This is a genomic window from Microbulbifer sp. SE14 (assembly GCF_059834885.1).
The window spans coordinates 34247-43397 of sequence record NZ_JCBAJA010000004.1; the positions used below are offsets into that span (position 1 = coordinate 34247).

The 9151-nt window shown below is 58.3% G+C and carries 6 protein-coding genes; 1 reads left to right on the forward strand and 5 read right to left on the reverse strand.

All coding sequences use genetic code 11. From position 1 onward, the window contains the following. Positions 1–10: 10 nt before the first annotated feature. From AC6R19_RS04310 to AC6R19_RS04325, 4 genes are all read right to left on the reverse strand, one after another. Positions 11–2914 carry a Gldg family protein gene (locus AC6R19_RS04310; protein ID WP_500578387.1) on the reverse strand — a complete coding sequence of 968 codons (2904 nt, stop codon included), beginning with the start codon at positions 2912–2914 and terminating at the stop codon, positions 11–13. Further along, positions 2904–3845, reverse strand: coding sequence for an ABC transporter ATP-binding protein (locus AC6R19_RS04315; RefSeq protein ID WP_500578388.1), 942 nt, complete (start codon positions 3843–3845; stop codon positions 2904–2906). Before AC6R19_RS04315 ends, AC6R19_RS04310 begins: the two co-directional genes overlap by 11 nt. 456 nt (positions 3846–4301) lie before the next feature. Beyond that, a complete protein-coding gene (locus AC6R19_RS04320; RefSeq protein ID WP_500578390.1) occupies positions 4302–4817 on the reverse strand; it encodes a hypothetical protein in 516 nt (171 codons plus the stop codon). 935 nt (positions 4818–5752) lie between these two features. Then, the gene (locus AC6R19_RS04325) at positions 5753–6229 is read right to left on the reverse strand and encodes a hypothetical protein (protein WP_500578392.1); all 477 of its coding nucleotides are present in this window, start codon (positions 6227–6229) and stop codon (positions 5753–5755) included. A gap of 533 nt (positions 6230–6762) precedes the next feature. Here AC6R19_RS04325 and AC6R19_RS04330 point away from each other — a divergent pair. Continuing rightward, complete coding sequence (locus tag AC6R19_RS04330) at positions 6763–7752, forward strand: transposase (protein ID WP_500578393.1); 990 nt, start codon at positions 6763–6765, stop codon at positions 7750–7752. Positions 7753–8321: 569 nt separating this feature from the next. On the opposite strand, the gene AC6R19_RS04335 is transcribed toward AC6R19_RS04330, so the two are convergent. Continuing rightward, positions 8322–8672, reverse strand: a complete 351-nt coding sequence (locus AC6R19_RS04335) for a DUF6559 family protein (RefSeq protein WP_500578394.1) — start codon at positions 8670–8672, stop codon at positions 8322–8324. Between the last annotated feature and the right edge of the window lie 479 nt (positions 8673–9151).

Sequence of the window (9151 nt, forward strand, 5' to 3'; positions counted from 1 at the left end):
CATTCCTCCCTTAACCCGCGAGCAGTTCGCGGTATCTGCGCTGCCGCGCGCGCTTGCGCAGCTGCTGCACCAGGGCCACCAGCCCCAGAGCCAGCAGGGCGCAGATATAGTTCAGGTATTCCCAGAACAGCTGGGCGCCGTGCTCCATCGGCGGCAGTGTGCGGTTGAAGTGGCCGCGGGAGCGGATCGACAGCAGGCCCGCGTCCTCCAGCGCCCAGTCCACACTGTTGGCCAGCAGCTGCAGCGTGTTCAGGTATTCGCTGCCGGCGGCGGAGCCGCTCATGCGCAGCACCTGGTCGCGCAGGAAGTCGTTGGAGGAGAAGAGAATGATGCGCGCGGATTCCGGCGAGCGGCTGATCTGCGCCGGCAGCGACTCCAGTTCAGCCGTGCTCTCGCTTTCGGCATCCCCCTCTTCTTCCGCAGCTTTTTCCTTCTCCGCCAGTTGCTCAGCCAGCAGCGGTGACTGCCTGTCGGCGAAATAGGAATCGAAGCGGCCGGCGCTGATCACGCCGAGCAGCCGCGCGCCCCTCTCGCCCTCCGGCGTGAAGGCACTGAGGTTGCCGTCCACCAGCCGCGGCATCACATTGGTGGAGGAAGACAGCCAGGCGCCCGCGGAACTCTTCAGCAGCTCGGTGATCTGCCGCTCCGCGGACTTATCCCTGTCGACCGCAATCGGCGAAGCCCAGCTCAGGGTCGCCTGGGGCAGGTTGGCGGTGATGGGGTTGTCGCCGTTCAGGCCGTCGCCGCGCAGGTCGACGAAATAGGGGTAGTCGAGCATGCGCAGTTCCTGCAGCTGGAAGCCGCCGATATTGCGCGTGACCGGCACCGGGAAGGCGCTGTTCTGCGGGTCCAGTACCAGCTTGTCCTCTATCTTCAGGCCCATATGCTCGAGCCATTCGTCGAGGCCGCTGTCCACGCTTGCCAGACTCAGGTTGCGGTTATTGAGGCTGGCGCTGTAGGGGGAGGTGGCCGCGATCACGGTGCCGCCCTGCATCAGGAACTGGTCCACCGCGTAGAGCTGCTTCTGGTCCAGGTTGCGCGGCGACAGCAGCAGCAGGATATCCGCGTTGCCGGACACACGGCCGTCGCCCAGGTCCTCGCGCTCGATATTCAGCTCTGCGCCGAGCAGGCTCTCCAGTTGCGAGAAGCGCGCACCGCCGCCGTGGGCGAAGTCCGGCTCCGGCGTCACCAGTGCCACCGTCTTGGTAAAGCCGCTGGCGAAGCGCTTGATGCCGGCCTCGAAATTGCGCTCCAGGCTTTCCTTCTGCAGGTCGTCGAGCGGAATCTGCACCACCTGATCGCCCTTGGCCAGGGTCAGGTAGAAATAGAAGGGCTCGCCGAAGAGGCCGGCGGCCATCGGCTGGAAACCGTAGTCGGCGGCGATCTGTTTGGCCACCGCGCCGCCGTTGGCGTCGGGATCGATGAACTCCACCGACAGGCGCTCGCCGGCTTCCTTCTGCAGTTCCCCGGCCACTTCGCGCACCGACTGCTTGAAGTCCAGCAGTTGCTGCGGCAGGCGCTGGTCCGCGGACACATAGGCGGTAAAGGCCAGTTCGCCCTTGACGGTGTCGAACAGGTTGCCGCCGGCCCGGTAGCTCTGCAGCACCTTCCTGACGGCGCGGGTCAGGTCGTGCTCCGGGTTGCGCAGCTGCACGTCCACATCCGTCTCGCTGCCGGCCTTGATCTCGATCAGGTCGCGGAAGCCGAGCACCTGGTGCTCGTCGCCGTACTGCACCAGCACGTCGAAATAGGAGCTGACGATGGAGGCCTGGTAGCGGTCCGCCACCTGGAAGGGCACCGGCGCTATGCCGTATTTCTGGTTGGCCTCCTCCTCCAGCTCCGGCTCCCTGGCCGGGTCCACGAACTCGACGCGCACGCGGCCGTCGCCGGCCACTTCGTATTCGCGCAGCAGGTCGCGCAGTTGCGGTACCAGCGGCGCCAGCAGCGGGTGCGTCTTGGAACTGAAGTAGCCGCGGATCAGCAGCGGCTCCTCCAACTGCGCCAGGTAGCCGCGGGTGGCCGGGGAGATGGAGTAGAGCCGGCCCTCGGTGACGTCCAGGCGCAGGCTGTGGATCTGTCCCAGCCACAGGTTCGCGCCCAGGGCGTTGGCCACCAGCAGTGCGGTCACCGCGCGCCAGCGGCTGCGGTTGGCACCGTCGCCGCCACTGGCCCAGCGCTCCCGCTCCAGCACCAGGGTGTTCAGGGCCAGGAAGACGGCCACCAGGCTCAGGTAGTAGTAGAGATCGCGCAGGTCGATCACGCCGCGGGCAACGGCGTCGAAGCGCGAGCCGGTGCCGAGCGCGCGCAGCCACTCGGCGACGCCGCTGCCGAACAGGTCCGTCAGCACCGGCGCGCCGAGCAGGTAGAAGAAGCCGCACAGGGCGCTGGCGACGATCAGGCTCACTATCTGGTTGTTCGCCTGCGCCGACACGAACAGGCCGATGCTCAGGTAGGCGGCGCCGAGCAGAAAGGTGGCCAGGTAGCCGGCCAGCACCGGGCCCCAGTCCAGCTCGCCGATGATCGCCACCGTCACCGGCAGCGGCAGGGTGATCGCCAGCGCAATGGCCAGCAGCGCCAGGCAGGCGAGGAACTTGCCGGCGACGAAGTGCCACAGGGGCGCGGGCATGGTCAGCACATGCTCCAGGGTGCCGCTGCGGCGCTCCTCGCTCCACAGGCGCATGGTCAGGGTGCTGCACAGGAAGATCAGCAGCAGCGGCATCCACTCGAACAGCGGGCGCACGTCGGCGATATTGCGGGCGAAGAAGGATTCGCCCCAGAAGAAGACGAACAGGCTCACCGCCGCGAAGCAGGCCAGGAACAGGTAGGCCACCGGCGAGGCGAAAAACAGCGTGATCTCCTTGCCGGCGACGCGCCCGACCAGGCTCTTGTTGGATGTGTTGGTGTCAGGCTGCATGGCTCAGTTCCTCCTTCGCGGTTGCCGCGGATTCGCTCACCCCGCGGAACAGGCTCTCCAGGTCCCGCTGCTCCGGCTGCAGCCGGTAGAGCTGGTCGCCGCCCTCGATCACGGCTTTGGCCGCGGCCGCGCTCACCGAGCGCAGGTCGGCGCCCTCCTCCAGTGTCAGGCGGTAGCCGCCCTCCAGGCGCTCCGCGGACGCTATGCCGTCGAGGGACTGCAGCCTGTTGGCGGCGTCCGCGCCGGAGGTCTCAAGCCACAGGGCGTTGCTGGAGCGCAGCCGGTCCAGCTTCTCGTCCACCGCCAGGCGGCCGGAATTGATGATCAGCACCCGGTCGCACAGCGCATCCACCTCCTGCAGGATATGGGTGGAGAGGATCACCGTGGCCTCCCGGGATATCTCGCGGATCAGTTCACGCATCTGCTGGGTCTGGGTCGGGTCCAGGCCGTTGGTGGGTTCGTCCAGGATCAGCAGCCTGGGCCGGCCGAGGATCGCCTGGGCCACACCCACCCGCTGCTTGAAGCCGCGGGACAGGGTGTTGATGGGCGCATCCAGTTTCGCCCCCAGCTCGGTGGCGCGCACCGCGCGGCGTATCTCGTCGCGTTTGTCGGTACCGGCCAATCCCTTGAGTTCGGCGGCGTAGTCCAGGTAATCCGCCACCGTCATCTCCCCGTAAAGGGGCAGGTTCTCCGGCAGGTAGCCCAGGCCGCGCTGTATCTCCTTCGCGTGCCGGGCCAGGTCCAGGCCGCCGATGCGCACAGTGCCCGCATCCGGCTCCAGGTAGCCCGACAGCATTTTCATGATGGTGGTCTTGCCGGCCCCGTTGTGACCCAGCAGGCCGACGATCTCGCCTTTACCGATGGCGAAGCAGACGTTGTCTACGGCTTTGAAAGTGCCATAGCAACGGCTCAGATGGCTGACTTCCAGCACCTTTTCCTCCTTATTTTTCAGGTTTTCTGAGGGTGTTTTACAAACGGAAATCGGGATGCGGCGGCGGGCGCGCCGTCGGGGTGCGCTGGCACCGGTGGGAATGGCGTTCGGAAATAAAGCCGAGGCCCGCCGGCGGGGTGCGGCGGGCCGGGCCAGTCCAACTGGCCTTATGCGGAAAACGGTCGGGGGCGCCCGTGAGCCGGCGCCTATCAGTCGAAAAAATCATTGTTCGCGGAGAACAGACAGGGGAATGCCCGTTTAAACAAGGTTCAGACGATTGATCGACGGTTAGATAGGGGCGGAGGGGAAAAGTTCAAGGATTGATGGCCAAACTGTACAAGCCCGATCGGAAATGGAGCATGGCGAAAAAATAGACAGTCACGTTGGTAAGCCTCTGGCCGCCCCATTGGCGATCAGCGAGGTGGGGGAAATACCGCTATCCCCACCGGGTCTATGCTAAGCCCACTTAAACGGGGCCGGACCCTGATAGACGAACCTCGGCTGTAAATTTCTGCCCGGATTTTTACCAAACTCGTCGGTGTACACCTCCACATTCGGATTGTTGCGGACAAAGATATCAATGGTGTATTTCATGCAAGTCTTGCAGCAATCTATTTCAGAGATAACCAGGGCCGTCTTGACATTCTCAATATAACCGGGCGACGCGTAGAGGAAATTGATCAGGCGAGGCTCTGTATGGTACTGCCCCATGCCGCCGCACGCATACACCCTCAAGGACTGGGCCACATCGGGGACAAGGGGAAAGCCCGCATTCTCGAGACTCGCGAGCTCCGAGTTGGATAGGGACTTTGCACTGGAGTAGCCGTACAGAAACAGTTCCGTATTATCGTGCCTGGTGATATTCAGCACACAGGCGTTGCGGCCATCGGGTTTCTTGCCCACACCGATATGAGCATTCAGGGCATTCCGGAAGGCCCGGATACAGAATTCAGACTGCTGTTCGCTTAACACGATTGCCTCTCCTTAGCATACTGTTATCCCCCTGACCGCTGGCTGAATGTATCGCGACCAGACACGGCCAATCCGGCGCATGTAAGCAACTTCCCGAAATACAGTCAAGCAAAAAACTGTTCCTGGATCAGTATTCTAATTTAATCGAACTACTGCATATTCCGCCATGTGTGCCGTACTTTCCTGTACGGGTGGTACGAGAGCGTACCGGGTGTTGGTCGACTGATGAAATACAGTCCCTCTCTCCGAGTAATGGGCGCCTGCGACGGTCCCCTCTCCCAACCCCAGTGAACCGTTGTTCGCCTGCAAGCAGGCTCCTACGGCACAAGGTTCCGTAGGGTGCGCCGTGCGCACCGCATCAAAGCTGGCAACCTGCGGAGCCTTTCGGTGCGCACGGCACACCCTACGTGGACTGCAGGGCGGGCTCCCACAGCGCAGTTCCTTAAAAGTTCACTGCGGAACACCTTAACTTAGTGCCATTCGAGTCTGCCCCCATTGATTAACCCCATTGATTACGCAGTGTCAGGCTCGACGCGGCCTCGGACCCCGGGGAGTAGCCGCATCACTCCCTCATCGCGATGCCGCTTGTTACCTGCCGGAGGGTCAAACCCGTCGGCACTCTCCAAGAAATAATTTTCGGGACTCTACACCTTCAGGGTCGGCTTCACCCGTTACCTTTGCACCTCGCCTGCTTTCGTGCCTACGCAACAACCAATCCGTTACCGCATTGGCTGCAAGGCTCGATACCAGGCCCGTGGCTAGCGGTTACCCGGGCGGGATTTCCACCCGCTAAAATGTGCGGCCTTGCCAGGCCGCTGCTGACCCTATTGATTATCATGGCCCTATTGATTACAGAATTTTGAACACCCTCTTGACGTTCATTGACGATTGATCGACCCCATTGATCCTTTGATCATGGACCAGTGAGGCAGTGTTCACTCAAATTCTGATTTCAGCCAAACAATGCCGTTCTTTGAAAAACATGCCATATCTATATAGGATTTCGCAGCAACCAGAACCGCCTTCAAATCAGGACCAACACTATAGGAAATAGGGGCCTCAACATAATAATTAAAATCCGTATCCAATTCATACAGCCTGGAAATTGAATTCCTAATATATATTTCCTCCCCGGGAAACAAGGAAAACACCGATTTCATTGGTGAAATTTGGTGAGAACCATTACCACCTCTGTACCTAGCCTTTTTCTTATAATTCTTCTTCCCGATGGGGTACTCCGGAAAAAGTGCAAATCTATCTTCTGGGTAGATTCCAAGACCTAATTCAGAGCGACTAAAATTAACCACTTCTTCTCCAAGATTGCGAAACCTTAAAATAACATCCAATTGCTCCGTTGCATGATCACAATCCACTCCCATCACTACCTCAACCTGATATTTATCAAATTTCATGTCACCCTCAGATGCGCACCCATATGAAGAAAACAGGATGATTAAACAGGCAGAATACAATTTCTCTTTAAAACAGATCATTTTACCACTCTTCCAATATCCCCTGATATGCATATGGATTGAGTAAATTTTCAGACCTGCCACTTGTAACCCTAGCATGAGCCACCCCTCCAACCGCGTTAACATTATTTTTCTGCAAATTGTACGCGAGATGATCATATTGAGGTGCAGCATAATGAATTATCTCATGTAGTAATGAATAATCGGATTTTCCTGACATAATGTTATCAAAGACAGTCTTCGAAAGACGTATGAAGATGAATCATGGATGAATCATGGACACCCATGGATGAATCATGGACACCTGAATCATGGACACCCACAAAATGAAAAGTAACAAGCGCCAACCGTGAATCATGGACGTGAATCATGGACACCCACAAAATGAAAAGTAACAAGCGCCAACACCATTGCAATCCGCACATACGTCTGCAAAATACTGGCTATCCATACAGCCATATAAGTAGCCAGCGATGGGACTGCCGCGCAAAGCCCTGATATCTCCCGACACAACACCCTACTACCACTGCGTCTCCCGTTGCGTGCGCCGCGCCTTTCTGTGCGGGCGGGACGAGCGTACCGGACAGTCTTTTGAACACCGCCGCCAGTGGATCGAAGACCGCCTGTTGATGCTGGGCGAGGTCTTCGCGCTGGATATCTGTGGCTATGCGGTGATGAGCAACCACTATCATGTGGTGCTCCATATCAACCGGGATCAGGCGAGCCGCTGGGATACCTTGGAGGTGGTAGAACGCTGGCACCAGCTGTTCAAAGGCTCGACCCTGTCCCAGCGCTTCGAGCGCGGTGAGCGGCTGGACCGGTCAGAATTGGCGCGATTGACGGAGGTGGTGGAGTGCTGGCGCGAGCGGCTGGTGGATATCAGCTGGTTTATGCGCTATCTGAATGAATCTATCGCCCGCGAGGCCAACCGGGAAGACAACTGCAATGGCCGCTTCTGGGAGTCTCGCTACAAGTCTCAGGCGCTGCTCGACGAACAGGCACTGGCCGCCTGCCTGGCCTATGTGGATCTGAATCCGATCCGCGCGAAGATGGCGGCGACACCGGAAGCATCGGAACACACCTCCATCCAGCAGCGCATTGCAGCAGCGAAAGAAGGCAAGCAGCCGGCCCGGCTCTTGCCTTTTACCGGAAATCCGCGGCAATCCATGCCTGAAGGGCTACCCTTCCGCCTGCAGGATTACCTGGAGCTGGTGGACTGGAGCGGGCGCTGCCTGCGCGAAGACAAACGCGGGGCCATTCACGAAAAGCTGCCACCGATCCTGGAGCGACTGCAAATCGATCCCCGGCACTGGCTCCATCTCAACCGAAACTTCGAAAGCCGCTTCAAGTCTCTGGTTGGAGCCGCCCATTCTGTGCGCGCAGCCTGTGAGCAACTCGGCAAACGCTGGAGCCACGGCATCCACGACTGCGAGCGCTACCTCTCGCCACCCGCAGCCTCCTAATCTTTTACTGCCACCTCTTAAAAAACGTCATCGCAGGCTTGCTGCGATAAATTGACTCACCTCAAGAATACAGTGTGGCGTCGTTATACACAGCTCTCCCAGCTCATTTAGCCAGCCACTGTGCTCGCACCCTCTTCAGACTGATCCGGCAGCCATTTCCAGTCAGCCTTCTGATTGGTGGGTGTCCTGATTTTGTGCTGATTTTGTGCTGCTGTGGCCACGCCTGCTAAAAGCCGCCTTCCCCAACATGCCCCGGCGTCTGCGCACCCGGCAGAACCTCTCTCGACGCTTCCAGCGCATCCGCCATCTGAGGAACCGGATTTTTCATCACGAACCTATCTGGCATTGGAAAGACCTGGCTCGGCAACACCGCGACACCCTGGAGGCCATCGCCTGGATTGCGCCGGCGGCGCGGGAGCTGGTGGCTGCCGTGGATCGGTTCCCCGCTGTACATGAGGCTGGGCTGGCGGAGATTGGCCGGCAGCTCAGGCGGTTTTGCTGAACGCTATAATGGCAAAGCCCCGGTAAGTTTCCTTGCCGGGGCTTATTACTCTGTTAAAAATCGATGATTAATCACTATCAACAGAGCCAAAGCCGCTTCCATCAAAGGCTGCGTACCCACTATCAGCAGCACTGAAGTTCGCATTTCCGAGAAAGAACTTGTCTGCGACTTCCTGCTTCAATTCTTCGTAGGCAGCAATATCAGCTTCATTCTGGTATGCCGCCACGAAGCGCTCCTTTTCCACAAAGATCGCGCACGCATAGGCTAGATATCGCCGATTTAGACCATAGCGCTCAATGGTCTTTGTGACTTGCCCGGCCGTATAGGGACCAACACCACCATAGTCCTTCCGGAGAAGTCCCGGCAGTTTGGAGATATAGGATTTCAACGCTCGCTTTTTTCTGAGTTCACTAAACATTACTTACTCTAAAGCTACAGAATGCATCTAACCTGACCTGGAACTACGTCCTTGAATTCATCCTTCCAAGAGATGCTTATTATCTCCGCATATCGAACAAACCTGATCCTTGCGCGCAAGAGATCGCTGGGCCCAACTACTTTTATTGATGAGATGGCCTCCCACGGAATCAAGCATACGCATATGCCGGCACTGTATATAAAAACTCCTTCACTAGAAACATCCACTGCAGCCGTAAACAAATGACCAGAAAAATACACATATCCTTTGGTCAATTGCGTACTTTCGGTAATCTCTGCTTCTCTAGCAACAGAAGCCAAGAATTTCTTTAACTTACGCCCCTTATAAATTTCACCAACATTGACAATAAGAACCCAAAGCACTAGCAAAAAAATTCCTGACAAACCTACAGCAAGCCACGACTCTGTAAACTCAGCCACGAGAAACAATACAAATACATATATCGAGAACCATGCAAC